Annotated in this window: 26 protein-coding genes; 6 read left to right on the top strand and 20 right to left on the bottom strand. The window is 60.8% G+C overall.

Translation table 11 applies throughout. The features are described 5' to 3' along the window. The first annotated feature begins 6 nt into the window (after nucleotides 1-6). Nucleotides 7-534 (top strand): rhomboid family intramembrane serine protease, encoded by a 528-nt coding sequence (locus QZW03_RS05290; RefSeq protein ID WP_296508920.1) that lies wholly within the window; start codon nucleotides 7-9, stop codon nucleotides 532-534. Here the strand turns inward: QZW03_RS05290 and QZW03_RS05285 are convergent. The 4 genes from QZW03_RS05285 to QZW03_RS05270 form a co-directional block, all read right to left on the bottom strand. Then, nucleotides 481-2202, bottom strand: a complete 1722-nt coding sequence (locus QZW03_RS05285; RefSeq protein WP_296508919.1) for a S8 family serine peptidase — start codon at nucleotides 2200-2202, stop codon at nucleotides 481-483. The genes QZW03_RS05290 and QZW03_RS05285 overlap by 54 nt on opposite strands. Before the next feature lie 245 nt (nucleotides 2203-2447). Beyond that, nucleotides 2448-3068, bottom strand: a complete 621-nt coding sequence (locus tag QZW03_RS05280) for a 4'-phosphopantetheinyl transferase superfamily protein (protein WP_296508976.1) — start codon at nucleotides 3066-3068, stop codon at nucleotides 2448-2450. Nucleotides 3069-3084: 16 nt separating this feature from the next. After that, a complete protein-coding gene (locus QZW03_RS05275) occupies nucleotides 3085-7098 on the bottom strand; it encodes a Pls/PosA family non-ribosomal peptide synthetase (protein WP_296508918.1) in 4014 nt (1337 codons plus the stop codon). Next, nucleotides 7098-7325, bottom strand: a complete 228-nt coding sequence (locus tag QZW03_RS05270; RefSeq protein WP_296508917.1) for a hypothetical protein — start codon at nucleotides 7323-7325, stop codon at nucleotides 7098-7100. Before QZW03_RS05270 ends, QZW03_RS05275 begins: the two co-directional genes overlap by 1 nt. A gap of 159 nt (nucleotides 7326-7484) precedes the next feature. Here QZW03_RS05270 and QZW03_RS05265 point away from each other — a divergent pair, with 159 nt between their 5' ends. The 4 genes from QZW03_RS05265 to QZW03_RS05250 are packed head-to-tail and all read left to right on the top strand — an operon-like array spanning nucleotide 7485 to nucleotide 9164. Then, a complete protein-coding gene (locus tag QZW03_RS05265) occupies nucleotides 7485-7958 on the top strand; it encodes a FecR domain-containing protein (RefSeq protein WP_296508916.1) in 474 nt (157 codons plus the stop codon). Beyond that, nucleotides 7955-8542, top strand: coding sequence for an OmpA family protein (locus QZW03_RS05260; protein WP_296508915.1), 588 nt, complete (start codon nucleotides 7955-7957; stop codon nucleotides 8540-8542). Before QZW03_RS05265 ends, QZW03_RS05260 begins: the two co-directional genes overlap by 4 nt. 19 nt (nucleotides 8543-8561) lie before the next feature. Beyond that, on the top strand, nucleotides 8562-8924 hold the full coding sequence (locus tag QZW03_RS05255; protein WP_296508914.1) for a translation initiation factor Sui1: 363 nt from the start codon (nucleotides 8562-8564) through the stop codon (nucleotides 8922-8924). 24 nt (nucleotides 8925-8948) lie between these two features. Further along, nucleotides 8949-9164, top strand: coding sequence for a DUF3820 family protein (locus tag QZW03_RS05250; RefSeq protein WP_296508913.1), 216 nt, complete (start codon nucleotides 8949-8951; stop codon nucleotides 9162-9164). A gap of 6 nt (nucleotides 9165-9170) precedes the next feature. On the opposite strand, the gene QZW03_RS05245 is transcribed toward QZW03_RS05250, so the two are convergent. The 4 genes from QZW03_RS05245 to lysS all read right to left on the bottom strand — a co-directional run bounded on the left by QZW03_RS05245 (nucleotide 9171) and on the right by lysS (nucleotide 12625). Beyond that, nucleotides 9171-9770 carry a chalcone isomerase family protein gene (locus tag QZW03_RS05245; protein WP_296508912.1) on the bottom strand — a complete coding sequence of 200 codons (600 nt, stop codon included), beginning with the start codon at nucleotides 9768-9770 and terminating at the stop codon, nucleotides 9171-9173. A 79-nt stretch (nucleotides 9771-9849) separates the two neighbouring features. Then, entirely contained in the window at nucleotides 9850-10413 is a 564-nt protein-coding gene (locus QZW03_RS05240) for an rRNA large subunit pseudouridine synthase E (protein WP_296508911.1), read from the bottom strand. A gap of 3 nt (nucleotides 10414-10416) precedes the next feature. Beyond that, nucleotides 10417-10944, bottom strand: coding sequence for a YgjP-like metallopeptidase domain-containing protein (locus QZW03_RS05235; RefSeq protein ID WP_296508910.1), 528 nt, complete (start codon nucleotides 10942-10944; stop codon nucleotides 10417-10419). Nucleotides 10945-11077: 133 nt separating this feature from the next. Then, a complete protein-coding gene (gene lysS / locus QZW03_RS05230) occupies nucleotides 11078-12625 on the bottom strand; it encodes a lysine--tRNA ligase (RefSeq protein ID WP_296508909.1) in 1548 nt (515 codons plus the stop codon). A gap of 119 nt (nucleotides 12626-12744) precedes the next feature. Here lysS and QZW03_RS05225 point away from each other — a divergent pair, with 119 nt between their 5' ends. After that, complete coding sequence (locus QZW03_RS05225; RefSeq protein ID WP_296508908.1) at nucleotides 12745-13317, top strand: YggT family protein; 573 nt, start codon at nucleotides 12745-12747, stop codon at nucleotides 13315-13317. Between the two features lie 45 nt (nucleotides 13318-13362). Here the strand turns inward: QZW03_RS05225 and accD are convergent, their stop codons facing one another. From accD to QZW03_RS05165, 12 genes are all read right to left on the bottom strand, one after another. After that, nucleotides 13363-14235, bottom strand: a complete 873-nt coding sequence (accD, locus tag QZW03_RS05220) for an acetyl-CoA carboxylase, carboxyltransferase subunit beta (protein WP_296508907.1) — start codon at nucleotides 14233-14235, stop codon at nucleotides 13363-13365. A gap of 86 nt (nucleotides 14236-14321) precedes the next feature. Next, a complete protein-coding gene (trpA, locus tag QZW03_RS05215; protein ID WP_296508906.1) occupies nucleotides 14322-15146 on the bottom strand; it encodes a tryptophan synthase subunit alpha in 825 nt (274 codons plus the stop codon). After that, a complete protein-coding gene (trpB, locus tag QZW03_RS05210) occupies nucleotides 15143-16438 on the bottom strand; it encodes a tryptophan synthase subunit beta (RefSeq protein ID WP_296508905.1) in 1296 nt (431 codons plus the stop codon). Before trpB ends, trpA begins: the two co-directional genes overlap by 4 nt. 5 nt (nucleotides 16439-16443) lie before the next feature. Then, complete coding sequence (locus tag QZW03_RS05205) at nucleotides 16444-17172, bottom strand: phosphoribosylanthranilate isomerase (protein ID WP_296508904.1); 729 nt, start codon at nucleotides 17170-17172, stop codon at nucleotides 16444-16446. Continuing rightward, nucleotides 17169-17951 (bottom strand): tRNA pseudouridine(38-40) synthase TruA, encoded by a 783-nt coding sequence (gene truA, locus QZW03_RS05200; protein ID WP_296508903.1) that lies wholly within the window; start codon nucleotides 17949-17951, stop codon nucleotides 17169-17171. The genes QZW03_RS05205 and truA overlap by 4 nt, the downstream gene beginning before the upstream one ends. A 37-nt stretch (nucleotides 17952-17988) precedes the next feature. After that, nucleotides 17989-20496, bottom strand: coding sequence for a FimV/HubP family polar landmark protein (locus QZW03_RS05195; protein ID WP_296508902.1), 2508 nt, complete (start codon nucleotides 20494-20496; stop codon nucleotides 17989-17991). A gap of 316 nt (nucleotides 20497-20812) precedes the next feature. Continuing rightward, nucleotides 20813-21943: an aspartate-semialdehyde dehydrogenase gene (gene asd, locus QZW03_RS05190; protein WP_296508901.1), complete on the bottom strand. Its 1131-nt coding sequence runs from the start codon at nucleotides 21941-21943 to the stop codon at nucleotides 20813-20815. A 312-nt stretch (nucleotides 21944-22255) separates the two neighbouring features. Then, nucleotides 22256-23326 carry a 3-isopropylmalate dehydrogenase gene (gene leuB / locus QZW03_RS05185; protein ID WP_296508900.1) on the bottom strand — a complete coding sequence of 357 codons (1071 nt, stop codon included), beginning with the start codon at nucleotides 23324-23326 and terminating at the stop codon, nucleotides 22256-22258. Between the two features lie 34 nt (nucleotides 23327-23360). Further along, the gene (gene leuD, locus QZW03_RS05180) at nucleotides 23361-24011 is read right to left on the bottom strand and encodes a 3-isopropylmalate dehydratase small subunit (protein WP_296508899.1); all 651 of its coding nucleotides are present in this window, start codon (nucleotides 24009-24011) and stop codon (nucleotides 23361-23363) included. Then, nucleotides 24008-24136 carry an entericidin A/B family lipoprotein gene (locus QZW03_RS05175; RefSeq protein ID WP_296508898.1) on the bottom strand — a complete coding sequence of 43 codons (129 nt, stop codon included), beginning with the start codon at nucleotides 24134-24136 and terminating at the stop codon, nucleotides 24008-24010. The genes leuD and QZW03_RS05175 overlap by 4 nt, the downstream gene beginning before the upstream one ends. Before the next feature lie 19 nt (nucleotides 24137-24155). Further along, nucleotides 24156-25613, bottom strand: a complete 1458-nt coding sequence (gene leuC / locus QZW03_RS05170; RefSeq protein ID WP_296508897.1) for a 3-isopropylmalate dehydratase large subunit — start codon at nucleotides 25611-25613, stop codon at nucleotides 24156-24158. Between the two features lie 13 nt (nucleotides 25614-25626). Continuing rightward, on the bottom strand, nucleotides 25627-26541 hold the full coding sequence (locus QZW03_RS05165) for a LysR family transcriptional regulator (RefSeq protein ID WP_296508896.1): 915 nt from the start codon (nucleotides 26539-26541) through the stop codon (nucleotides 25627-25629). Between the last annotated feature and the right edge of the window lie 73 nt (nucleotides 26542-26614).

The following is a 26614-nucleotide window of genomic DNA, read 5'->3' as shown; positions in this document are numbered from 1 at the left end:
CAGCCCATGGATTTGGCCGCGCTGATCTACTACCGCGAGGCATTTCTGGATGGGCAGTGGTGGCTGCCCCTCACGGCGCAGCTGGTTCACTTCAATCTTGCGCATGCCTTGGCTAACCTGACAGGTTCCGTACTTTTGTGCAGCCTGTTTCGTCCATGGCTACGCTGGCAAGAGCAAGCCCTTGCGATGGCTGGAGGGATGTCGGGTGTCGCTTGGGTCCTCGTGTGGGACGCAGATTGCGCTTACTACGCCGGGGCTTCCGGTGCCTTGCACGGATGGGCTGTTGGCGGAGCCTTGCTCATGGTGATGCGGCACTTCCGCACATCGCGAGTGGCCGTTTGGATAGCGTTTGCGTTGTTAGCAGGCCTGACAATCAAACTGTTGTTAGCGCTAGGCTTGAAAACGAATCCTGCGGTGTGGGGTTTTGCGGTCTACTATCCGGCGCATGTGGCCGGAGCCCTTGGCGGGCTTCTTGCCGCCTTAGCTTACCTGGGCGCGTCCCCGAGGTCTGATAAGCACAGACAAAAGGGCTAGCGCAGCCAAAGCCCATAGGCTGCGGCCCTCCAAACTGCCACCGCCGCCACCGCCACCGCCGCCACCGCCGCCACCGCTGGACACGGCAACCGGCGCGGAGACCATGCTGACAGTCACGAAACTGTCTGCTGTTTTTGCAGCGCTTGTTTGTGTAGTCGCCCTGAAGCGGAAAACGAGGTTGTTGTCGTTGGAACTTGCCGGGGTGAGGATGGTTGCAACGTTGCCAGCAGCGTTGGAAATGCTGACTGCCGGGCCCGAGACTTGGGTCCACTGTACGCTTGCCAAGCCCGCCCCGCTGGTGCCTGCACCGGCCACGCCCGTTAACGTTACGGAAACGCCCCGCGCCACATTACTGCTCTGGCTCGCATAGGCGTTGGCGTAGGGCGCATCGTTGTCTAAGGTCTGCGCTACCGCGGCATCCGCATCCAGCAAACCCGCTCCGCACAGGTAGTTGCCGCTGCAGAACGTGCTGACGGGAAAGCTGCGAACGCTGTTGATGAGTCTGGAGGCGACCTCGTCAGGTGTGATACCCGGTTTGATCTGGTACAGCATGGCGGCCACGCTACTCACCATGGGCGCAGAAAAACTGGTTCCATTCGCGCTTTCAAATGTGTCTGACGCGGGAGCTTGCGCGCCCGAGTTACTGGTGCTGTAAATGCCGACGCCCGGGGCACTGAATGAGGTGCCTGCCCCCACGTTGGCGAAAGTGGGGCTGGTTCCATCGGCGCGATGGGCGGTTACCGCAATCACGTTTTTGCAGTTAGCAGGCTGAGTGATGGTGGAGTTACTCGACTCGTTTCCGGTAGAGACAATCACCGTCGCGTTCTTCGTGTTGCGTAGGTCGTTGATTGCCGATTGGTATCGTGAATCGCAAGTGCCATTGCCGCCCAAGCTCACGTTGATTACTTTGGCTGGATTGGCGTTGGTGAGGCCATTCACCGTAATGCCCGCGGCCCAGCGCATCGCATCGACTACGTCTGAGACATAGCCACCACACACCCCAAGCACTCGGACGGGCAGCACCTTGGCTTTGTAGGCTGCACCCACCATACCACTGGCATTGTTTGTCACCGCGCTCACTATACCCGCCACACGCGTGCCATGCCAACTGGAGCTGCTGAGATCGCAATTGGCAGAGTTGGTGTTTCCGTCACCTGGGTCTAAAGCGCTGTTGTCTCTGCCGTCGCCATCATTTGCGGTAACGAGCGTGCTGCTGAAGGTGCCCGCTGGGTCTGCAGAAATAAAGTCATATCCGGTCAGAAGATTGGCGACCAAATCTGTATGCGGTCGATAGCCGGAATCCAATACCGCTACGACCACATTCTCACCACTGACGGCGACGGATGCGGAGGTCACGCGATTCCAAGCTCCTGCGAAATTCGCGGCGCCTAAATCGGTGGTCGGGGCCTTCAGTTGCCACTGGGTGTTGTTCACGTAGGCCGTGTCATCCGGGCTGAATGCATGAGGCACCATGCGCTCATCTATAGAGACGCTCTCAATCGCCGGATCACTGGCGAGCGCTTGAATCACGGTCTGCATGGAGGACCGGTCCAGCGCCCTGTCCGTGAGGTACACATGGCTGTCGCCGGAAACCGCTCGGAGGTGAGAGAGCCCCTTGACCTTGCCAGCGCTGGCTTCAGACGCGGCAGAGGCCATGCGCTCCTTCATCCGTTGCTCCACCGGTGCCTGACGTGAACTCCGGGGCGCAGAATTGTCTTTGAACGTCACCAAAATGCGTTGGAGCTGTTCCTGGGGTCGCAGTGCACTGGACTGCAAACTCTCGCCCGAGCGTGTGCGGGACCGCAGATCAATGTCATTTGCTGATCCCGAAGCGGCAATTCCCATGGTTCCCAAAAAAATGGGAACAAGAAAAATGCAAAAAATGCGTCGTGGAGACCTCATAAGGAGGCAGTTTAGCCTGCCATCTGCGAATTCTTTCTGTCCTTCCGCGCATAGGCCGCCATGAAGCCTTCGTGGTCACAGATGGAGCCCCCTCGCGTCGCAGCCAACTGTGTGTCGAGTTCATTGGTCCATTCTTGGAGTGGCAAGCCCAAGCATTTAAGTCGAGCTTCGTGCAGGGCCCACGCTGCGGCAAAGGCAGTGGCACGCTCAAGGCCTGCCAAGGCTTTAATTTTTTGCGATATGGAGGGCGGCAAATACTCATTGGCCACCCCGACGCATTCTTCAAACCATTCTGCTTGGTGCCCGACAGCCGCCGCATCAATACCGATGGGCCCGTGCATGTCGATGGCAATGAATGCCCTGTCTGATTCATAGCTCAATGACACATGGACTCGTCGGCCTCCAACCATAACGACTGGCGCATTGCCCGGCACCGTTTCGATCGAGATAGCATGGGCTTCGCGTCCGAGATGGCGTTGCAAAGCATGCTGCAATGTTGCCCTGGCTAGCTGGCGCGCTTCTGCGCGCGGGAGGCCGGGGCGCAGCGCTAAAGTGAAAAGCACGAGTTCCTGTTCGCGCAAGTCCTGCGCAGCTTCATCACTGAACTGGTTATGGACGCGCACAGGCTGCATCACGGCTTCGCTGGGATCAGGCTGCTGTGGGTGCCGCCGGGCAACCACTCCACTTGCTGGCGGCAGGAATGCTTTCCCCCTTCATCACCAGGGTGAGAGGGCCGAGCCACGCTCCGGAGCCTACCTCTGCGCTGTAGAGCACCGCGCTGCGCGGTGCGAGGTACACGCGATCGGCAATGCGCACATCGTCGATCTTCATCACCCGGTCTTCAAACAAGTGAGTTTGCGGGCAGGTGAGGGCGTTGAGTTCGCTGTAGTCGCCGATATACACACAATCAAATTCGGTGATGTCGGTGGTGTCCAAATACACGCCTTTACCGATGTGGCAACCCAGCAAGTTGAACGCCACCGGGAGCCAGGGCGTGCCGCGCAGGTAGCGCATGAAATTCGGCACGGCAATGCCTTCAAACAAGTTGGTCACACCTTCAGACAGCCAGACGAAGGGTGTCCACATCGGGGTGCTGCGCTTGCGGTAGCGGCCCATCAGCAGCCACTTGAGTGCGACCACAAAAAGGTAGGTTCCTAGACCGTACAGCAGGCCGGAAATAGTCAGGTAGCCGATCACCGTCCACCACAGCCCTTCACCCGCATACGGCATCACTTTGAGAACGATGGTGTAGCCCACGGAAATCACAATGGCATGGGGCGCCACGATGCGGAAGCCTTCAATCAGCCCCCGCGCCAAACGGCGACCCGGTGACGGCTTGAAAGTGAGTGATTCGGGGAATACAGCAGTCTCTTCCCGTGCTGGCAAGTGCAAGGGCGGGGAACCCAACCAGGTGTCCCCGTTCTTCATGTGCGCGTTGGCCGGGGCAGTGGAGTGCACACCGATCAGCACGTTCTCCGGCAACACCGTTCCATCCGGAATATAGGAGCCATTGCCCACGAAACTGCGTTTGGAAATGACCGTGGGCTGCATGCTCATCCAGCCGCCGTCGATGTGCTCATCGCCCAACATCACCGCGTCGGCGATAAAGGTCTCGTCGCCCAAGGTCAGCATGTCAGGCACCAGGCCCAGAGCCGATGAAATTTCGGCATCGCGGCCCACTTTGGCACCTAGCAGGCGGTACCACCAGGGCGCGTAGAGCGTCGCATACACGCCGTGCACCACCTGCAGGCTGGATTCCTGAATCTGGTTCACCAGCCACTTGGCGCAGTAGAGCGGGCTGTGCACCGGCCAGCTGCCGGGGCGCATCCGGGGGAGCACCGTCCACCTTATGCCTGCCGACAGCAGTGCCGTGCACACCAGCAGCACAGCGGCTGCCGGAAAAGCCAACACAAAATACTTCAAGAGTTGCCAACCCAGCTCGTTCGAGGCCATCCACGGAAACAGCTCGTTTTCATCGATCCAATCGATCAGCACAAAGCTGGGAAACACGGGCAGGAAAAACAGCGTGGTAATCAGCAAGGCACCAACCACGAAGTACATACCTTCAAGCCACTGGGTGGTACGCGTCAGCACCGGCCGGGGCTTTTGTGCCTCACGCTCAAAGCGGCCCACATCCCTTGCCGGTGAGCCCGCCCACACGCGCTCGGCGGGAATGGTCTGTCCATCGCGAAGCGCGGACTGGCCTTCCAAATGGGCCCATGCTTGCAAGCGGGTGTTGCCCTCCAGCACGGCGTAGGAATTCACTGCGCTGTTCGCTTCTAGGGTGATGGTGCCGATACGTAGCAAACCATGTTCCACCCGCGCGTTTTCGAAATTCGCCGCATTGCCGATGCTGCAACCATCCCCAATGGTCAGCAAGTGAGGCACGCGCAGCGTGATGGAGCCGATCACTACATCATGCCCCACCTTGGCCCCCAAGGCACGCAGCCACCAGCCATACATGGACGAGCCGCTGAGCAAATACACCGGTGCTGCCTCCAGCAGCCGGTCCGCCAGCCACCAGCGGTAGTAGGTGAGCCCCCACAGCGGGTAGCTACCGGGCTTCATGCGCCCCATGAGTAACCACTTACCGGCGATCGCTACCGCGAACTCCAAAATAGTGGCGATCAGATAGGCCAGTACGGAGGCGGCAATCGCCACAGGAATAGAGTCCTCCGGCTCACCCGTGAAGAAGTGGTAGGTGAAGAAAGGCGCCAGCCACTGGCCCATGCGCATGGCAACCAGCCACGGAGTCGCCGCCGCCTGCGCGATGCCGCAGCGCCAACGTTGCCAGGTGCCGGGTGGTGCCCATGTGGTGTCGACATTGATGGCATCAGCCCGTGGCGCGTCCATGGCTTGTGCAATCGCGCCCACCGTGCGGTGTTGGTAGATGTCACGCACCGTCACATGGGCGTAGCCCGGTTGTTGCCGCAGGCGCGAGGCCAGACGTGCAGCGAACAGCGAGTGCCCACCCAGGTCGGTAAAGAAGTCCGCAGTGCGCCGGATAGCCTGCCCGGCGAACAGATGGCTTAGCGCGGCAAACAGTACGTGCTCCGCAGGTGTGTGCGGTGTGTCGGACCCGGTGTCGGCCACAGCCGGCTGACTCAGCGCTAGCGCCTTGAGCTGCTTGCGATCGATTTTGCCCGAGGCCAGCCGCGGCATGGCCGGCAGTACTTCGAAGTGGCCGGGCACCATGTAGGCGGGCAAACGTTCCGTCAGCGCATGGCGCAATGCGGGTGCATGCACCTCGTCGCCCACCAGAAAGGCGATCAGCTGCTCCACGCCATCTTCCACTCGCAGGATGACGGCGGCTGCCGCCACGCCGTGCTGGTCACACAGCGCGGACTCAATCTCGCCCAGCTCTACCCGGAAGCCGCGGATCTTGACCTGGTCGTCCGTGCGGCCAAGACACTGCACCTGTCCCTCCGGCGTGATGCAGGCCAAGTCCCCGGTGCGGTACAGCCGCTGGTCGTGGGTGCCAGTGGACCAGGGGTTGGGCAGGAATTTTTCGGCTGTCAAATCCGGGCGGCCCAGATAACCGGCAGCCACACCCGGGCCGGTAATGCACAGCTCGCCGGTCGCGCCATGGGGCACCAATTGCAGGTCCCCAGTGCTATTCACATCCAGCACCATCAGGCCATAGTTCGGCAGGGGCTGGCCGATGGTCACCGGCTCGCCCGCATGTAACTCGGCGAGGCTGGCAGACACGGTCGCCTCTGTAGGCCCATAAGTGTTGAACACCTGCCGTCCGGCGCGCGCCCAGCGGTCCACTAGGGCAGGTGGACACATTTCGCCACCGAGGTTGATGATGCGCAGCCCCGGAATGTCGCGGTTGAGCAAGCCCAACAAGGTCGGCACGGCGTGCAGCACGGTGATGCCATGGCGCTCCAACACGCCGGGCAAGCTCTCGATATCGCTGGCGACTTCCTTGGTAGCGACAAAGAGAGTGGCCCCGACGAGGTAGCTGATCCAGATTTCCTCGAACGACATGTCAAATGCCACCGAGAAGCCTTGGTACACGAGGTCTGACGCCCGAACGCCCAATCGCACGTTCTCACTGCGCAAAAAGTGGCAAATGCTGCCTTGGGTGATGCTGATGCCCTTGGGCTTGCCGGTGGAGCCGGAGGTGTAAATCACATAGGCCGGATGGTCTGGGCTGTAGCGCGTGCGTCGACGGGGCGGGGCCTCGGCGCTGAGGTTTTCCAGGGTCCACAGGGGAATGCCTTTTGCCTCCATATTTGGGGCGAATGGCGCTGCCCTGTCGAGGCTGCTGATCAATCCTTTGGCTGCGGCATCTTCCAGGCAGGTCCACACCCGCTCGGCAGGGGTGTCGGCATCCATAGGGAGCCAAGCGGCACCGGTTTTGGCAATGGCCAGTTGCATTACCAACAGCGGAATGCCCCGGGGCAGCCACAAGCCCACCATGTCGCCGCCACCAATGCCGTTTGCCAGCAGGTGGTTCGCGGCGCGGTCAGCCTGCGTATTCAGTTCTTCGTAGGTGAGGCTGGTCACTCCATCGGTCAGGGCGATGACGTGAGGTGAGCGCAGTGCGCTGGCTTCAAACAGGTCGGCCAGAATTTCCGGGCGCAACAGCTCTGGCATGTCCGGGCCGCGCAGGACAAGACCGCCCTCTGAGCCGGGCGAAAACGAACCAAAAGACATCAGGGCGAGCGGTGCAGGCGGGGGGCGGAGAGTGCCACGATCTGGTCGCGGGTGGCCTCGTCAATGAGGCGGTGTTTGAGTAGGCTGCCGTCGGCGGTCATCAGGGCGCGCAGTTGTTGCAAGTCTTTGACCGTGGGGGCGACTTTGATTTGTGCAAGCGCAGCCTGGCTGTTGTTGCCTTTGATGAGTGCTGCCACTTTGGTGGCCCAAACGCTGGGACGGGACATGGTTCTTGAGGGTGCCTGTAGTGGTTGTGCGCCATTTTCGCACACCACGCTTGATTTGGTTGCGCAGGCTGCTATGAAAATGATAGTGTTTTATGTGTTGAGCTTTGGCACTGGCAACCCCAAGGCGCATCGTGGAACCATCCGCTAACATCACAGGCTATGACTAACCCGTACTTTTATTCCCCGGCCCTGCTGCGTCATGCCCTGTTGGCGGGCGTTTGTCTGCTGGCTTTGCATAGCCATTCCGCATGGGCTCAAGACGCCCGCAGTGGCACTTTCAAGACTGTGCAAGGGGGCGTGAGTGTGCTTCAGGGGGAGGCGAAGCGGGTAGCGACCTCCGGGAGTCCTTTGAATGAAGCCGACCGGGTGCAAACCGATGCACAAGGCGCTGCGGTGCTCATGTTGAGGGATGGAACCACCATCTCAATCGGGCCCGGCACGACGGTCGATCTGTCACGGTTTCAGTTCAATGGCGTCACGCAAGAGGGCAGTTTGATGGTGCGCTTATTGCAAGGCTCCATCCGCATGGTGACAGGCCTGTTGGGTAAGGTGCAACCCGAGAATGTCAAGGTGATTACACCCACGTCCACCGTGAGTGTGCGTGGTACAGATTTCATCGTGGAGGTGCTATGAGCCGGCGTCTCGTAGTGCTTGGGCTGTCGGTTGCGCTACAGGCCTGTACCCCCATCAGTCGGGTCACTTTGCTACCGGATAGCGAGGGGCGCAACACAGCAGTACAGGTAACGGGATCTGCGGGTGTGGCGGATTTGGTGCGCCCCTATCAAACGGCTGCCCAGCAGCGCGATGGTCGCTTGCAAACAGAGCAGTCCAGCGCGGAGGCCGTGCAGGCGGCGCATGGACAGTTGCTGGCCCTTCCTTTGCCGGTTGCAACGCGGCTGGCCTTGCAGTTTGAGCCCGGCACCTCGCGGCTCACCGCGGAGTCTGAAGCGCAATTGCCCCAGATTCTGGAACAAGCCAAAGCCCGTAGCGGCGGAGAAATTCAGGTTGTAGGTCACACCGACCGTACCGGCAGTCCGGCTGCCAACGATGCACTCTCCTTGCAACGCGCACAGGCCGTGCGGGCCTTGCTCATCGAGCGGGGCTTTTCGCCGGACTTGGTAGTGGCAATCGGACGGGGTGAGCGCGAGCCCGTTGTACCCACAGAGGCCAATGTGAACGAACCCCGCAACCGGCGCGCGGAAATCATCATTCGCTGATTCCGGGCGGCCGACGCGTATGAAAAAAACCCTCTCTGATTTGGGCGGGCTGGTGTACTCCACGGAAGTGGGCCGTACCTGCCCGACTTGCCGCTTTGCCATCGCGGCCTGCACCTGCCACCAGATCAAGCGCCCGGCGGGCGATGGAATTGTGCGTGTGTCCCGCGAAACCAAAGGCCGGGCCGGCAAAGGCGTGACCTTGGTGCGGGGCGTCCCGCTGGATGATGAAGCCTTGATCGCATTGGGCAAAAAGCTCAAAGCGGCCTGTGGCTCCGGTGGCACGGTCAAAGAGGGGGTGATCGAGGTGCAAGGCGACCATGTCGACAAGGTCATGGCCTCGCTCGTTGCACAAGGCTTCACGGTCAAGCGGGCCGGTGGATGACCTGCGTCGCCATTTCAGGCAACCATGCAAGCTGAAGACCTGCAAAAGCTGGTAGAGCGCACCATGCCTTTCGGCAAGTACCAGGGGCGCTTGATTGCGGACTTACCGGGCGATTATTTGAACTGGTTCGCCCGTGAGGGCTTCCCCCGTAACGAAATCGGTCGCTTGTTGCAGCTCATGCATGAGATTGACCACAATGGCCTGAGCGACCTGCTCACCCCCTTGCGGAGCCCGCGCTAGGCCCGCTTATTGGCCTAGCAGTGCCGCCCGCAATTCCGGCTTGCGGGCTTTAGGGTCTAACCAGATTTTGAAAAAGGCTTCGCTGAAGCCGCTATCGGGCGTCTCGCCGATGAGTTTGCCATTCAGGAAGAAGCGGGCGCCAGCGCCCGGCACATGGACGCCGATCAGCCGGTCCCCGGACTTCACGTCGACAAACATGGATGCCATGAACGCAGCCCACGCCTGCACTTGCTCAGGGGTGGCAGCGCTGATGCGCGACATTTCGATCAGCGAGGTGTTGTTGATATCGCTCGCCTTCACAGAGGTGTTGTAGAGAATATCCAGCGCAAAGGCACGCCCGAAACTAAAAGTGCCCCCGCTGGCACCCGGTAGCCATAGGGTTGCGTCGTAGGCCTTGAATCCAAAAAACTTGAGAGTGCCACTGCCCTTGGGCAGCCAGTCGGCGCCATAGGGCAACAAAACGGCAGACGCGCGGTTGCCGGCAGACTCCTGTGCAATAGCAGGACTTCCCAGTCCCGCAGCTGCCACGCAGACCATCAGCGCACGCCGGCTCAGCATTCGGGAGGGCGCAAGACCAAGGAAGCGGGGCGTGTCGGGTGTGTGCATGGCGCTATTTTTAGCGCTTTGCGTGAAAAGTGCAACTGCTTTGGATAAAAAAATACCAATCGGTATTTATTTGGCTTCGCTAGGGGAACGCGGGCGCCACGTCTTGCCACTGGCCGGGTGTCAGTGCATCGAGGCTGTAGGACCCTATGGCAGCGCGCACCAAGCGCAGTGTCGGGTAGCCCACTGCAGCAGTCATGCGGCGCACCTGGCGATTGCGGCCCTCACGGATGACCAGCTCTATCCACCCGGTGGGGATGACCTGCCGGAAGCGCACTGGGGGGTCCCGGGGCCAGAGGCTGCTGGGTTCATCCATGAGCCGAGCCCGCGCAGGCAGGGTAGGGCCATCGTTGAGCTGCACACCATGGCGCAAAGCGTCGAGTGCCGCTTCATCGGGGCGGCCCTCGACCTGTACCCAGTAGGTCTTTTCCATCTTGAAGCGCGGGTCGCTGATGCGGGCCTGTAGCCGCCCATCGTTGGTGAGCAGCAGCAGGCCTTCGCTGTCAGCGTCCAGGCGGCCGGCGACATACACCCCGGGTATCTCGATAAAGTCTTTGAGCCCGCGCCAGCGCCCCTCGGGCGTGAACTGGCTGAGCACGCCATAGGGCTTGTTAAAACAAATCAGTCGGGATGCTGGTGTGGCCATCGGCTACTCCGCGGCGGCCCACAAGCGCTCGCCCGTGGCTTCCAGGTGCGTGAGGTAGATGCGTACCTCAAACTCCAGCTGGTGGTAGGCCGGCTCCATGTGGGTGCAGAGCTTGTAAAAAGCCTTGTCGTGCTCGCGCTCGCGCAAGTGGGCCAGCTCATGCACCACGATCATTTTGAGGAATGCCTCAGGCGTGTCCTTGAACAGGCTGGCCACGCGGATCTCACGTTTGCTTTTGAGCTTGCTGCCCTGCACGCGCGACACGGTGGTGTGCGTGCCCAGCGCGTTTTTCACGACATGCAGCTTGCTGTCAAACGCGACCTTGCTGAGCGGCTCGGTGCTGCGCAGGTAGTCGGCCTTGAGGTCTTGCACGTAGTCGTACAGCACCTTGTCGGTCCGCACGCCATGGGCCTGCGGGTGGCGCTGCAGCATCCACTCGCCCACCCGGCCTTCGGTGAGCATGCGCTGCACTTGGGCCAAGGTGTCGGCGGGGTAGCCATTCAGGTAGCGCAGCACGGGAGTTGCTACCATTTTTATAGCTGCTTGCGCAGATTCTGCGGGGGCCAAGCATCAAAAAGATGTGGAAATTCGCGCAAGGCCGCCCCGAGCGGACTTAGCCCCCTCGGGGGGCAGCGACCCGTGCAACGGTGGAGCGTGGGGGCGATCAAACCTCGCGGCGCAGCGCGGGGAACAGAATCACGTCGCGGATGCTGGCGCTGTCGGTCAACAACATCATCAAGCGGTCAATGCCGATACCGCAGCCGCCGGTGGGGGGCATGCCGTATTCCAGGGCGCGCACGAAGTCGTGGTCGAAGTGCATGGCTTCGTCGTCGCCGCTGTCTTTGGCGGCCACTTGGGCGTGGAAGCGGGCGGCTTGGTCTTCGGCGTCGTTCAGCTCGCTAAAGCCGTTGCCGAACTCACGGCCGGTGATGTAGAGCTCAAAGCGCTCGGTCACTTCAGGGCGGTCGTCGTTGGCGCGTGCCAGCGGCGAAATTTCGGTCGGGTGCTCCATGATGAAGGTGGGGTTCCACAGCTTCTCTTCCACGGTCTCTTCAAAGTACAGCACCTGCAGGCTGGCCAGGCTGCGGCCTTCCAAGCGGTTCTTGGCTTCGGTGAGGCCCAGCTTTTTGACTGCGTTGGTGAGCCACGTGGCGTCAAACACGTTGTCGCCCGCGTCGGTGTATTTCTGGATGGCCTGCACAATCGTCAAGCGCTCGAACGGTTGCTCCAGATTCACCGGCTTACCGGCGTAGCTGAGTTGCAAGCTGCCGGTGGCTTTTTGGGCCGCGTCGCGGATCAGCTTTTCGGTGTAGTTCATCAAGTCCTGGTAGTTCCAGTACGAGGCGTAGAACTCCATCATGGTGAACTCGGGGTTGTGGCGCACCGAGATGCCTTCGTTGCGGTAGCTGCGGTTGATCTCGAACACACGGTCAAAGCCACCCACAATCAAGCGCTTGAGGTACAGCTCAGGCGCAATGCGCAAGAACATTTCTTGGTCCAGCGCGTTGTGGTGGGTCTTGAACGGTTTGGCGTTTGCCCCACCGGGAATGGGGTGCAGCATCGGGGTTTCGACTTCCAGGAAGTCGTGCTCCACCATGAACTCGCGCAGGGCGCTCACGGCCTTGCTCCGGGCCACGAAACGCTTGCGTGACTCCACATCGGTCATCAGGTCCACATAGCGCTGGCGGTACTTGGTTTCCTGGTCGGCCATGCCGTGGAACTTGTCCGGCATGGGGCGCAGGCTCTTGGTCAGCAGGCGGATGCTGGTGGCGTGGATGGACAGTTCGCCGGTTTTGGTTTTGAACAGCGTGCCCTCGGCGGCCACGATGTCGCCCAAATCCCAGTGCTTGAAAGCGGCGTACAGGTCCACGCCCACGTCTTCACCGCGCACATAGAGCTGAATACGGCCGCCGCTGGGGCCGAACGAAGAGTCTTGCAAGGTGCAGAAGCTGGCTTTGCCCATGACGCGTTTGAGCATCATGCGGCCGGCGACCTTGGCGGTGGCACCCAACGCCACCAACTCTTCGGCGGTTTTGTCGTTGTGAGCTGCAAACAGCGCTTCGGCTTTGTCGTCAGGCTGGAAATCGTTGGGGAACGCCACGCCCTGGCCCGCTGCCTGCTGCTCGCGCAGTACCTTGAGCTTTTCGCGGCGCTCTTGGATCAACTGGTTTTCGTCTTGCGGTGGGGGAGCGGCTTGGTTTTGGTCAGACATGGAGTGACTTGTGGGTTCAGGTGGGAAATCGGCAAGCCCTGAGGGGCTTTGGCCGTAACCCTCCATTGTAAGAGGGCGGCCTGCCGCTATGATGCGCTCGCACTTCACTTGGATCGCCCATGCTCTACAAAATCATTGTTCTGTTGTTGGAAGTGGTCTCCGGCTTGTTGACCACCACCTGCCTGCTGCGCCTATACATGCAGCAACAGCGTATTCCGCTCTCGGCCCGCTCGGGCAACCCGCTGGGGCGATTCGTGTTTGCCTTGACCGATTGGATCGTGCTGCCCCTGCGCCGCGTTGTGCCGGCTTTGGGCCCGTGGGACATGGCCAGCTTGGTGGCGGCCTTTCTGATCCAGCTGGCGCACTTCGGTATTCTGTGGTCCCTCAATGGCTTTGGGGTAACGCCGCTGTCGGTGGTGGTGTTGGCGTTGTTGGGGCTGGTTCGCCTCAGTCTCTCCGGCTTGACCGCCTTGGTACTGGTGTACGCGGTGCTGAGCTGGGTGCAGACGCAATCGTTCTTTTCGGAGCTGATCGGCCGGTTGGTCACGCCGGTGCTGGCCCCCATCCGCAAGCTGGTGCCCTTGGTGGGAGGTGTGGATTTGTCGCCGCTGGTTTTGCTGGTGTTGTTGCAGATACTGACCATCGTGCTGGGCGACCTGCAGTACGGCATGTTGGCTGCCGTAGCCGGATAAAAAAAGAGGCCTCAAGGGCCTCTTTTTTTGGGGTGATCGGCAGCCTCAGATTACCGCATCTGCCGGCTGGCGCTGCAACATGGCCAATGTGTCGGCCACGGTTTTGCGCAGCTCGCGGCGGTCACAGATAAAGTCTACAGCGCCCTTGGTCTGCAAGAACTCAGCACGCTGGAAGCCTTCGGGCAGGGTAACCCGCACGGTCGATTCAATCACGCGGGGGCCGGCAAAGCCGATCAGTGCTTTGGGCTCGGCAATCACCACATCACCCAAAAATGCAAAGCCGGCACTCACGCCGCCCATGGTCGGGTCGGTGAGCACGCTGATGTAAGGCAGGCCCTTCTTAGCCAAGCGGGTCAGGGCCGCGTTGGTTTTTGCCATTTGCATCAGGCTCAAAAGGCCCTCTTGCATGCGGGCACCGCCGGTTGCGGTAAAGCACAGGAACGGGACCTTTTGCTCAATCGCGGTCTCAACGCCGCGCACAAAGCGCTCGCCCACCACAGAGCCCATGGAGCCGCCCATGAATTCGAACTCAAAGCACGCTGCAACGAGGCTGACCCCGTGCACGGCGCCGCCCATGACGATCAGGGCATCGGTCTCGCCGGTGTTTTCCAGGGCTTCTTTGAGCCGCTCGGGGTACTTGCGGCTGTCTTTGAACTTCAGGGCGTCGACAGGCAACACTTCCTGTCCGATCTCGAAGCGGCCTTCGTTGTCCAGAAACGCGTTCAAGCGTGCACGGGCACCGATACGGTGGTGGTGGCCACAGCTAGGGCAGACGTTCTGGTTTTGCTCAAGGTCGGTTTTGTAGAGCACCGATTCGCAGCTGGGGCACTTGATCCACAGGCCTTCGGGCACGCTTCGGCGCTCCGTGGGGTCGGTGTGTTGAATCTTGGGGGGTAGCAGTTTTTCTAGCCAACTCATGGGATTTCTCCAGTGCAGTGCCCGTCGGGGCGTCCAACAGACAGGGGGCGATTATCCGCGAAACCGCCCCCGGTTCCAATTCCCGTTCAGGGCATGTCCATGGCCGTTCGGATCTCTTGCAAAAACGCCTGTGCCACTGGGCCAACTTCCTCGCGGGGAGCGTTCTCCAGCAGCTGAATGATCTTGCTGCCGATTACCACCGCGTCCGACACCTTGGCGATGGTCCGGGCGGTTGCCGCATCGCGGATGCCGAAGCCCACACCGACCGGCGTGCTGATGTGCTGGCGGATACGGGGCAGCATCGCTTCGACGGCACCCACGTCCAGGGCGCCGGAGCCGGTCACCCCTTTGAGCGACACGTAATACACATAGCCGCTGGCCACGCGGGCCACCTGCTGCATGCGCTCTTCCGTGCTGGTAGGGGCCAGCAAAAAGATCAGGTCCATATGGTGGGCGCGCAGGTCGGCTGCGAAGTCTTCGCACTCTTCCGGCGGGTAGTCCACGATCAGCACACCGTCTACACCGGCCTCGGAAGCGTCTTGGACAAACGCACTCGCCACTCCGGCGCGTGCATGTTTCTGGTCGTAGCGCTCGACAGGGTTGGCGTAACCCATCAGCACCACGGGGGTGGTGGCATTGGTCTTGCGGAACTCGCGCACCATGGCAATGATTTGCACCATGCCGATGCCGAAGGCCAAAGCCTTGTCGCCCGCCTTTTGGATGACCGGGCCGTCCGCGCTGGGGTCCGAGAAGGGCACACCCAGCTCGATCACGTCCGCACCGCCCGCCACCATGGCATGCATCAGTTCGGGGGTCACATCGGCGTAGGGGTAGCCGGCCGTCACAAAGGGAATCAGTGCTTGGCGACCCTGGGTCTTGAGGGCGGCAAAGGTAGTGTCGATACGGCTCATGCTGCGGCTCCTTTCACCACGTTGACGGGTTGCTCGCCACCTTTGACCGATTGGCCACGGCAGCTGGGGCGGCAGTAGAAGTCGGCATTGCTCAAGTCCGCCACAGTGCCGATGTCCTTGTCACCCCGCCCGGACAGGTTGACCAGAATGCTCTGGTCGGTGCGCATGGTTTTGGCAAGCTTCATGGCGTAGGCCACGGCATGGCTGGATTCCAGCGCGGGGATGATGCCCTCCGTGCGGCACAGGTAGTGGAAGGCGTCCAACGCCTCCTTGTCAGTAATTCCCACGTATTCTGCGCGGCCTATGTCGGCTAAGAACGCATGCTCAGGGCCCACGCCGGGGTAGTCCAAGCCCGCGCTCACGCTGTGGGTTTCGGTGACTTGGCCGTTGTCGTCTTGCAGCACATAGGTGCGGTTGCCGTGCAGCACACCGGGGCTGCCTTTCTGGATGGACGCGGAGTGCTTGCCGCTCTCCAGCCCTTCCCCCGCCGCTTCCACGCCGATCAGGCGGGTCGCGTCGTGCTGGATGTAGGGGTGGAAGATGCCCATTGCGTTGGAGCCGCCACCCACACAGGCAATCACCGCGTCGGGTTGGGCTGTCTTGCAGCCGGCAGCGGCCAGCATTTCGGGCATTTGCACCAGGCACTCGTTGCCGATCACGCTCTGGAAGTCGCGCACCATCATCGGGTAGGGGTGCGGGCCTGCCACGGTGCCGATGATGTAGAAGGTGTTGTCCACATTGGCAACCCAGTCGCGCATGGCTTCGTTCAGGGCGTCTTTGAGCGTCTTGCTACCGCTCTCTACCGGCACCACGGTGGCGCCCAGCAGCTTCATGCGGTAGACGTTGGGGCTTTGGCGCTTTACGTCTTCGCTGCCCATGTAGACCACGCATTCCAGCCCGTAGCGGGCGCAAATAGTGGCCGTGGCCACGCCATGCTGGCCGGCACCGGTTTCGGCAATCACACGGGGCTTGCCCATGCGCTTGGCCAACATGGCCTGGCCGATGGTGTTGTTGACCTTGTGCGCGCCGGTGTGGTTCAGGTCTTCGCGCTTCAAAAATATTTGTGCGCCGCCCATTTCACGGCTCATGCGGGCCGCGTGGTACATGGGGGAGGGGCGACCGACAAAGTGCGCCAGCTCGGACTGGAATTCCGCCAGGAACTCAGGGTCGTGCTGGTACTTGGCGTAGGCGTCTTTGAGCTCGTTGATGGCGTGCGTCAGTGTCTCGGAGACAAAGCTGCCGCCGTACTGGCCGAAGTGACCTTTGGCGTCGGGTTGTTGGTAATCGAACATGGTGTTTACATTCCTGCAAGGTGCCGGTCCGCCGCGCGCACGGCGGCAACGAACTGGCGAATTTTTTCGGGATCTTTGATGCCCTTTTGGGGCTTGCCGTGAGCGTCCTCGGCTTCGACGCCGGAGCTCACGTCTACAGCCAGCGACTTACAGCGCGGCCGGACCTGCGTGATGCCATCGCCCACGTTTGCACTGGTGAGTCCACCACTCAAGACGAGGTGAGCGTTGACGCTTGGAGGAAGAAGTGACCAATTGAATGTTTTGCCCCCGCCACCGTAGCCGTCCACATGGGCGTCTAACAGAATAGCTTGGGCGTTCGAGTAATCCTGCGCAAATTGTACGAGGTCGAACGTCGGGGCGTCGTCACCGAGGGGAATACGTGCGGCGCGCATATAGGGGCGAGCTGCGTTGAGCGTAGCGTCCAAGCAGTCATGCGGTGACTCATCACCATGAAATTGCACTGTAGCCCCCGCCAATAGTGTGCAAGCAGCTCCTATTTCTGTAGCGGATGCATTCACAAACAAAAGCACCGGTGTCACAAAGGGCGGCAAGCGTTTGGCGAGTTCTGCGGCGCGTTCGGCAGTTACTGCGCGCGGGCTCGGGGCATAAAGTACGAAACCAATAGCGTCGGCACCGGCGGCTACGGCAGCATCAACGTCCTGCTCGCGGGTCAGGCCGCAAATTTTGATTCGGGTACGGGGGGAGGTGTCGGTATTCGTGGTGCGTGCGTTCATGGCAACGCATCATACGCAGGCGTACGGTCCGGCATGCCCCACCGGGGGTCATAGCGGGGCCCTAGAAAATACAGACCATCCGGTGAAAAGGTGGGCGCAGCTACCTTGCGGTTACGGGCAGCCAGCACCTCTGCCATCCATTCCGGTGGCTTTTTTCCTTGGCCGATTTGCACCAGGCAGCCCATGATGTTGCGGATCATGTGGTGCAAAAAAGCGTTAGCTTCAAATTCGATTCGCCAGTAAGCCCCACGCTTGTGAAAATCAATACGCATCAAGTTTTTCACGGGGCTGAGAGCCTGGCATTGGGCCGCCCGGAATGAGCTGAAATCGTGTTGGCCCAAAAGCAGGTCGGCAGCTTGGCGCATCGCAGCTTCATCGAGCGTATTGAATGTCCAGCCCACCCGCCCTGTTTCGATACTGGGCCGGATTTGGGACTCCAGCAGCACATAGGCATAGCGGCGCGACAGCGCTGAGGCCCGGCAATGAAAGTCCGCGGTGGTTTTGACTGCCCACTGGACCGATATATCTTTGGGAAGGTTGGCGTTGGTGCCGCGTATCCAGGAGTAAGTGTCCCGCTCCAGCGTGGTGTCAAAGTGAACCACCTGCATGAGCCCATGCACGCCCGCATCCGTGCGTCCTGCGCACAGCGTGGACACGCGTTGGGCGGTAAACGTGCCCAGCGCGTGTTCAAGCTTGTCCTGTATCGTGAGGCCGGAGGACTGGCTTTGCCAGCCTTGGTAACCTTGGCCGTTGTAGCTAACGCCTAAAACAATCCGCACAAATCCCTGACGTGAAAACGTAGTTACTCAATGGGGATCAGCTGAGCTGGGCCAGAGCCAGCTGGGCTTTGGCGCGCATGTCGCCAGTGGCTTCAGACATCACTTCTTCAATGAGGGCGCGCGCGCCGTCTTCATCACCGATGGAAATAAATTCCTCAGCCAACGCAAGCTTGGTTCCCAGAGGGTCATCGCTCAAGTTGTCCGGGGCGGCCGTGGGGGCTTCGGCAGGGCTGTCGAGCTCCATGGACAGGGAGCTCAGATCAAACTCCATCATGCCTTCTTGTGCGACGGGAGTCGGTGTGGCGGGGGCATCAACCGGTGCGGGGCTGGTCGCCTCAAATCGCAAAGGGGCGGAGCTGCCGGTGTCCAAGGGGACTTCCAGGTCGTCCAGGGACAGCGAAATCTCCGGCATTTGCGACACTGGCTCAAAGCTCGGTGCGGGAGCGGAGGTGGTTGCGAGGTCGTCACCGAGATCGAAATCCATGTCCAAAGCATTGCTGGCATCAGACGCCGCCATCTTCAGGGTATCTTCTGCGCTGTTTTGGATGGTTCCGCCAGTGACATCGCTGATCGCGCTGGCTGCGGGCTCGTCGTCCAAGGAGAAATCGAGGTCCAGATCCAAGTCCACGCCACTGCCTTCAGTGTCCAATTCCGCATGGGCTGATTGGGCTACTGTGCTGCTGCCAAAACCGGAAATCGGGCCGGCTGCTGCGGCTTCACCAGGTGCCGAGGGGCTACCGCCGGGTTGGTACAGGGCGTTGCCAGGGTCGATCGACAAGCCCATGTCGCAAATGCGGGTCCAGTCCGGGCTGGTGGAGCCTGTCAGTTTGAAGGCTTGCGTTGCAGTGCTTTCGAAACTCCGTGTGTCGCGACGCTTAGCAAAAATCTCCAAAAGCTTGGTGTGGATAGCCAGGCGCCCGGGGTTGGAGCGCACGGCCTCTTTCAGAATTTCTTCGGCTTGCAGGTCGCGGCCATAGGCGAGGTAAACATCCGCTTCGGCGACCGGGTCTACATCGTCTGCTGCATCGAGCTGGCTGGCCGAATAGACCATGGACGACGCACTGACCGGGCCATTCTGGTTGGTATCAACTCGCTGGCCGCCACTGGCTCCAAAAAATGAATCGGGTTGCAAACGGCTTTCGAGGAAAGCGCTATCGACTTGGGAGGCATTTTTCTTTCGCTGCCGCAAACGGTAGATGCCCAGTCCGCCAAGGAGTGCCAGTAAGCCGGCTGCGCCAGCAGGTACCAGCGGGTCTTCCAGAAGCGTGTCTAAGAGTCCCGGCTCTTCCATTGGGGGTACAGGGGCCGGTGCTGCAATCTTGGGTGCAGGTGGGGGTGCAACCGCTTCGGATGCGGCTGGTTGCGTTGCTGCTGCGACTTCAGGCGCAGAGGCGGCTGGCGCGGGCGCGCTGGCAGGCGCCACAGGCTCAGGCGCGGTAACCGCTGTCACAGGAACGGCAGGTGCCACCGCAGGGGCTGGCTTGCTCGCTGCAGGCGCAGGTGTGGCGGCAACCGGCTCGGCGGCCTTGTCTTTGAGTTTGTTCAGGTCGCTGATGGTTTTATTCAGCTCTGCGGCGCGGTCCGCTGCGTCCTTCGCTTCGCGCTCTTTTGCAACCTTTGCTTCATCGAGCTTGGCGGACATCGATCCCTTGGACAGGGTGAGCTTGTCAGGGGTGGGCGAGGCGGCTTTCTTTTCTTCGACCTTGGTGTCGATAGAACCACTGGCTTGGCGATCGGCAGTGCCGACGGAGGCCTGGGGTGCATTGCCTGCAAGGTTGCGACGGAAGTCGCTGAAGTCCTTGCTCTGGGCTACGACGATCTTGGATGCTTCTGCGGCCGGAACGCTGGTGGCACTCTCCGCTGTGGGGACGGTTAAAACCGCACCTGCACGGAGTCGGTTGAGGTTGTCGTTGACGAATGCGTCCGGGTTCGAGCGGAGCAACGCAACCAGCATTTGGTCCAATGACACGCCGGCACCCGCATTGGCGCCTGCAATCTTGCTTGCGGTGTCACCGGGCTTGACCGTGACACGGGTTCCTTCGCCTGCGGCGGCCTTGGCGCTGGCGGATGCTTGGGGTGCAGGGAGCGGTGCCGGAGCACGGGCTGCAGGGCTTGGACGCGGAGAGGGCTCTGCGCTTGCTTTCGGAGTGCTAAAAGCGGCGGGAGTCTGGGCAGGTGTCGATGTGCTGGGGGCCGGGGCTATCTGGGCCAAGGTCGGTGCAGGGCTTGTCTTCTTGAGGCTGGGCGGATCCAGCAACAAGGTGTAGTCCCGAACAATACGTCCTGACGCCCAAGACGCTTCCAGAATCAAGTCCACAAAGGGATCGTTCACTGCCCGGTCGCTGGTCAATCGCAAATACGCCCGACCGTCCGGCCTGCGTTGCACGCTGGCCTGTAAGCTGCTCAAGGCAGGGCTGTACTCCAAGCCGGCCGCGGTGAAGGCCTCCGGCTGGGCCACGCCTGCTTTCAGGGATGCAGCCTCATCTGCCGTGATCTCGGGGATTTCAACTTCAGCCCGCAGGGGTTCGCCTAGCGCAGATTGCACGGTCAGCCGACCAAGCGAAAGCGCGTAGGCACCGGTGCCTGAGAGGCCAAGCAGTGCGATAGTTGCAGCCGCTACAGCCGTCCTTTGCCAACGATGTGTCTTTGCGATCAATTTTCAGGCCTCCGGTGCTCAGGCGAGCGGCAATGTACTAGTCTTTTTCGGGCGAACGGGCCCGACTCTTAAAACGTAAAAAGTACCATAACATCAATATCTTAGGCAGACAAGCTAAGAAAGCGCTTAACTTCCAAAGCTTGCCTCAGAGGCCTATTGTCACCTTCAGTCTTGTTGCCTCGGGGCAACGACGTGTAACTCTCTGTTACGCGTCCAGCAAAATGCGCAACATGCGGCGCAATGGCTCAGCAGCGCCCCACAGCAACTGGTCGCCGATGGTGAATGCGCCTACATATTCAGGTCCCATGGCCAGTTTGCGGATGCGACCGACGGGGATGGTCATGGTGCCGGTCACGGCGACAGGAGTCAGGTCCTGGATGGTGGCTTCGCGGGTGTTGGGCACCACTTTGACCCATTGGTTGTCGGCGGCGATCATGGCCTCCAAGTCGGCGACGGGCACGTCTTTCTTCAGTTTGAAAGTCAGTGCTTGGCTGTGGCAGCGCATGGCTCCCACGCGAACACAGAAACCATCGACGGGAATGGCGGAGCTGTTAAAGCCTTCACCCATGCCCAGAATCTTGTTGGTTTCGGCCATGCCTTTCCACTCTTCTTTGGACATGCCGTTGCCCAGGTCTTTGTCGATCCAGGGTATGAGCGAGCCGCCCAATGGCACACCAAAGTTGGCAGTTTCCGCACCGGTGAGGGCGCGTTGTTTGGCGATGACTTTGCGGTCGATTTCGAGAATGGCGCTCTTGGGGTCGTCCAGCAGCGCTTTGACTTCGGCGTTCAGCGTGCCGTATTGGGTCAACAACTCGCGCATGTGCTGAGCGCCGCCGCCGGAAGCTGCCTGGTAAGTCTGGGTGCTCATCCACTCGACGAGGCCGGCTTTGTACAGTGCGCCCACGCCCATCAGCATGCAGCTCACCGTGCAGTTGCCGCCCACCCAGTTCCTGCCGCCCTTGGCCAGCGCGTCTTGAATAACGGGCATGTTGACCGGATCCAGAATGATGACGGCGTCTTTTTCCATGCGCAGGGTGGATGCGGCATCAATCCAGTGGCCGTCCCAGCCGGCCGCGCGTAACTTGGGGAACACCTCGGTGGTGTAGTCGCCGCCTTGCGCAGAGATTATGATCTCGCAGCGCTTGAGTGCGTCGATGTTGAAGGCGTCTTGCAGCGTGGTTTCGTTCTTGGCCCAAGCGGGGGCTTTGCCGCCCGAGTTGGAGGTGGAGAAGAACAAAGGCTCGATTAAGTCGAAGTCTTTTTCCTGCTCCATGCGATCCATCAACACCGAGCCGACCATGCCGCGCCAGCCGACCAAACCTACCAACTTGCTCATATCAACGCCCTCTGTAAAAGTAAAACAAACGATGCCGCCACACGATGTATTGCGGGCTGTTTGCTCCGGCTCGTCTGGCCGGGGGCGCACGACGAAGCCGGAGCTGGATCAGCCCTTAATGGTCGTGGTTTTGGAGATGATTGCGCGCGTAGCCTTGCCTGCCGGAGGGGCAGTCAACAAGCTCGGAAAGAGAGAGCGGGCGGCAAACATGGGTTTTATTGTAGCGCAAAACAAGAATTTTTTGCTCCGCGCGGACTGAAATGCTTTTGATGCGCGAGGCGATATTGCGTGAGATCGCCTCGCGTTTGGCGATTACGCCAATGCCTTCAAAACCGCGTCGCCCATCTCTTTGGTGCTGACGCGGGTGGTGCCTTCACTGTAAATGTCGGCGGTGCGGTAGCCCTGCGCCAGCACTTTTTGCACAGCCGCTTCAATGCGCTGGGCCGCAGCTTCCTGGTTCAGGCTGAAGCGCAGCATCATGGCCGCGCTCAGGATGGTGGCCAGCGGGTTGGCAATGCCTTTGCCGGCGATGTCGGGTGCGCTACCGTGGCTCGGCTCGTACAGGCCCTGGTTGCTGCTGTTCAGGCTGGCCGAAGGCAGCATGCCAATGGAGCCGGTCAGCATGGAGGCTTCGTCGGAGAGGATGTCGCCAAACATATTGCCGGTGACCAGCACGTCAAACTTCTTGGGCGCCTTGACCAGTTGCATGGCGGCGTTGTCGACCAACATGTGGTCCAGCTCCACGTCGGGGTACTGCTGGCCGATTTCGACCATCACGTCTTTCCAAAGTTGCGAGGTTTCCAGCACGTTGTTTTTGTCGACGCTGGTCACGCGCTTGTTGCGCTTTTGGGCTGCTTGGAAAGCCACGTGCGCAATACGCTCGATTTCGGGGCGGCTGTAGCGCATGGTGTCAAACGCTTCTTCAGCACCGGGGAAATGGCCATCGGTGGCAATGCGGCGGCCGCGCGGTTTACCGAAATAAATATCACCGGTCAGTTCGCGGATGATGAGGATGTCCAGGCCCGCAATCAGCTCGGGCTTGAGGCTGGAGGCGCCCACGAGCTGCTCGTAGCAGATGGCGGGGCGGAAGTTGGCAAACAGGCCCAGGTTTTTGCGCAAGCCCAGAATGGCCTGCTCGGGGCGGAATTGGCGCTCCAGTTTGTCGTACTTCCAGTCGCCCACGGCGCCGAACAAGACGGCGTCGGCTTCTTTGGCGAGCTTGAGAGTGGCTTCGGGCAGGGGGTGGCCGTGGGCGTCGTAGGCCACGCCGCCTACCAGGGCGGTTTCCATTTCCAGCTTCAGGTCCAGCGCCTTCAACACTTTGACGGCTTCCGCCACGATTTCGGTACCGATGCCGTCACCCGGCAAGACTGCAATTTTCATGATGTCCTTTGAATACTATGAATTTGATAGCTGCTCACGCAGTCATGGTATGGGCTAGCCACGGTTTTTGTGCCAAACGTTGGGCTTCGAAGGCCTTGATCTTGTCGGCGTGGCGCAGGGTGAGGCCGATGTCATCAAAACCGTTGAGCAGACAGTATTTGCGGAAGGCCTGCACCTCAAACGGGATTTCTTCGCCCTGGGGCTTCACGATGACCTGGCGCTCCAGATCGATGGTGAGCTGGTAGCCGGGGAATGCCAGCGCTTCGTTGAAAAGCTGGTCCACCTGGGCTTCGCTCAACACGATAGGCAGCAGGCCGTTCTTGAAGCAGTTGTTAAAAAAAATGTCAGCGTAGCTCGGCGCGATGATGGCGCGAAAGCCGAATTGGTCAATCGCCCACGGCGCGTGCTCGCGGCTGGAGCCGCAGCCGAAGTTCTTGCGGGCCAGCAGCACCGAGGCACCTGCATAGCGGGGCTGGTTGAGCACAAAGTCCGGGTTGGGTTTGCGGCTGGCGGGGTCCTGGCCGGGGTAGCCCGCGTCCAGGTAGCGCCACTCGTCAAACAGGTTTTGGCCGAATCCGGTTTTGCGGATGGATTTCAGAAATTGCTTGGGGATGATCGCGTCGGTGTCCACGTTTTCGCGGTCCATGGGCGCAACCAGCCCTTGGTGAACGGTAAAGTTTTTCATTTCTTGGCAGCGCCTTCAATTTTTTCGCCCGCTTTTTGCAGGTCCTGTCCCATGCCTTTGACGGTGTTGCAGGCCGACAGCAACAGCAGGGTAGCGGCGCAGGCGGCGATCAGTGCGGTTTTCATATTCAGTCCTTTCAATGGGTCAGGCGAACTTGCGGATATCAACAAAATGGCCATGAATGGCAGCAGCGGCCGCCATGGCAGGGCTCACCAGGTGGGTGCGACCACCGGCGCCTTGGCGGCCTTCGAAGTTGCGGTTGCTGGTGGATGCGCATCGCTCGCCGGGCTCCAGCCGATCGGCGTTCATAGCCAGGCACATGGAGCAGCCGGGTTCGCGCCATTCAAAGCCGGCCGCCTTGAAGATCTCGTGCAGACCCTCGCGCTCGGCCTGCTCTTTTACCAAGCCGGAGCCGGGCACGACCATGGCCAGCTTGATGTTCTTGGCCACTTTCTGGCCCAGCTTCTTCACCACGTCAGCGGCTTCGCGCATGTCTTCGATACGGCTGTTGGTGCAGGAGCCGATGAAGACTTTGTCGACGAACAAATCGTTCAGCGCCTTGCCGGGCTCCAGGCCCATGTAGGTGAGAGCCCGTTCAATGGCGCCACGCTTGTTGGCGTCTTTTTCTTTGTCGGGGTCGGGCACCGAGGCGTCCACCCCGAGCACCATTTCAGGCGAGGTGCCCCAGGTGACTTGCGGCACGATTTGCGTGGCATCCAGCTCGACCACGGTGTCGAAATGGGCGCCAGCGTCGGAGTGCAGCGTCTTCCAGAACTCAACCGCTTGGTTCCATTCCACCGCAGCAGCTTCAGGTGTGGCTGCATTAGCGCCGGGGGCCAGGGGGCGGCCTTTGACGTAATCGATGGTCTTTTGGTCCACTGCCACCAGGCCAGCGCGGGCGCCGGCTTCAATGGCCATGTTGCACACGGTCATGCGGCCTTCCATGCTGAGCGCACGGATGGCGGAGCCGCCGAACTCCATGGTGTAGCCGGTGCCGCCTGCGGTCCCGATTTTGCCGATGATGGCCAGCACAATGTCTTTACCGGTAATGCCGGGGGCGACAGTGCCTTCCACCTTCACCAGCATGTTCTTGGCTTTTTTGGCCAGCAGGGTTTGCGTGGCCATGACGTGCTCGACCTCGCTGGTGCCGATACCGTGGGCCAGCGCCCCGAAGGCACCGTGGGTGGAGGTGTGGGAGTCGCCGCACACCACGGTCATACCGGGCAGGGTGGCACCGTTCTCAGGCCCCATGACGTGCACGATGCCTTGGCGCTTGGACAAGAAGGGGAAAAACGCCGCAGCACCAAACTCTTTGATGTTGCTGTCCAGCGTGGTGACCTGTTCTTTGCTGGTGGGGTCGGTGATGCCGTCGTAACCCAGTTCCCAGCCGGTGGTCGGGGTGTTGTGGTCCGCGGTGGCCACGATGGAGCTCACACGCCAGACCTTGCGCTTGGTTTCGCGCAAGCCTTCAAACGCTTGGGGGCTGGTGACTTCGTGGACCAAATGGCGGTCGATATAGAGGATGGAGGTGCCATCGTCTTCGGTGTGGACGACGTGGTCGTCCCAGAGTTTGTCGTAGAGCGTGCGTGAACCAGTGGCCATGGGTGTGCTTCCTTTAGAGAGACGATTTTAGGTGGTCGACCAGCAGCCGCGCACTGCGCGGCAGGGTCGAGAAGTCGCGGGCCACCAGCTCGATACGGCGGTGGGCCCAAGAGTCCGAGAGAGGCACGGCAGTCAGTGCGCCGGTGTTGTGCATGAGGGTGAATGCGCGCAGGGGCATGACGCCCACGCCCAGTCCGTTGTGGATCATGCGGCACATGGCGTCCAGCCCAGTGACCTGAATTCGCAGCTTGATGCTTTGGCCCAGCTGGGCGGCTGCTTGCCGCATGGCCACATAGATAGAGCTGTTGGAGTGCAGCCCCACATGGTCCAGCGCGAGCGTGTCCGCAAACGCTACCGCGGATTCGCGCGCCAAGGCATGGGGGCTGGGCACGATGAGGACCAACTGGTCATGGCGGTAGGGCCGGGTTTGCAGCTCCCCCACGCCATCGGCGGTGTTGCATATTCCGAGGTCGGCAGCACCCTCTTGCACGGCCCGGATGACTTCGGTGCTCAGGTGTTCTTCCAGGTCAATCCGGATGCCTTGATGTGCGTGGATGAAAGCCCCCAAGTCCTCCGGCAGAAACTGCACGGTGGCCGAGATGCTGGCGTGGATGCGCACCTGGCCGCGCGCGCCATCGGCGTATTCGTTCAACTCGGAGTGCATGCGCTCCAGACTGAACAGCACGCTGCGCGCATGGTGCAACAAACTTTGGCCCGCCGGCGTGGGGTGCACTCCGCGGGAATGGCGTTGGAGCAGCGGGCTGCCCAATGCCAATTCCAAGTCGCTGAGTCGCTTGCTGAGCGCGGACGGTGCAATGAATTCGCGCTCTGCCGCCTTGCCGATACTGCCGGTTTCACAGACGGCCACAAACATCTGAAGCGATGTCAGGTCCATGCGGCGGGTAAGGGGGCGGTCGGTGGGCGTCATTGAGCAGCTACATCGTTAAATACGATGTGATGGTGCAATTTTCCCACTTATTGATGATTGCGCCATCGCAATT

Origin of the sequence: Rhodoferax sp. (assembly GCF_013297935.1) — a bacterium.
Taxonomy (GTDB): domain Bacteria; phylum Pseudomonadota; class Gammaproteobacteria; order Burkholderiales; family Burkholderiaceae_C; genus Allorhodoferax.
This window is presented reverse-complemented; position numbering and strand designations above follow the sequence as displayed.